1 pseudogene is annotated in these 953 nt (G+C 45.9%); it reads left to right on the top strand.

Annotation, left to right across the window (positions count from 1 at the left end):
* A pseudogene (locus GXM17_RS21385) lies at positions 1–953 on the top strand (T9SS sorting signal type C domain-containing protein); the annotation flags it as partial.

The following is a 953-nucleotide window of genomic DNA, read 5'->3' as shown; positions in this document are numbered from 1 at the left end:
AACTCTGGATCAATCATCTACAAGCGATCTTCTCAGCCGATGAAGCGTTACGATTTTACGTATTGGTCCTCGCCGGTAGCAGGCCAGACGCTTTACAGCCTTTCTCCTAATACGCGTTGGGACAAATATTTGTCCTATACGGGCGATGTCTGGAAAGAAGAGCTTTCTTCGGGTGTTATGCAGCCCGGAATCGGTTATATCATTCGTGTTCCGGAGCCAAATGTCACTTATCCAAACGGCGAGTCTTGGAGTGGTGCAAGTTATGCCCAGACGCTCTCTTTTACAGGCAGGCCTAATAATGGGGTGATCACCAGCAGCCAGTACATGGAGAAAGATAAATATTACCTGATCGGGAATCCTTATCCTTCGGCCATCCATGCCGATGCCTTTTTGTATGATAATGTTAATAACAGAGGTATCTTAGGAGGGACAGTCTATTTCTGGACGCACAATACGGCTATCAAATTAGTTGGTCCAAAGTATGCTTATGTTTCAGACGATTATGCGAGCTACAACCTTACAGGAGGAGTTGCATCGGCTCCGAGTGATCCGAACCATAATGTTAGCGGAGCAGATAACGGATTAAAGCCAACGGGTTATATAGGCGCAGGCCAATCGTTTTTTGCCAGTGCAGAATCCGGATCGGGGAATGTTGAGTTCACCAATGAAATGCGTTATGGAGGAACCCGCAATTCTCAGTTTTTCAAACCGGGCAAAACTTCCAAATCTGCATCGATGGAAAAACACCGTTTATGGCTTAACCTGACCAATGCAGGGGGCGCATTCAAACAAACGCTGATTGGCTACATAGAAGGGGCGACCAATACCTATGACAAAATTTTTGACGGACTGACTTATGACGGGAACAGTTATATTGATTTCTATAGTATTAATGAAGCTTCCGACCTGACTATCCAGGGACGTGCCCTTCCATTCACCGATGCTGATGTAGT

The sequence above is a fragment of the Flavobacterium fluviatile genome (assembly GCF_010645065.1).
Taxonomy (GTDB): domain Bacteria; phylum Bacteroidota; class Bacteroidia; order Flavobacteriales; family Flavobacteriaceae; genus Flavobacterium; species Flavobacterium fluviatile.
Note: the sequence above shows the minus strand (reverse complement) of the source record. Positions and strands in the feature narration are given on the sequence as shown.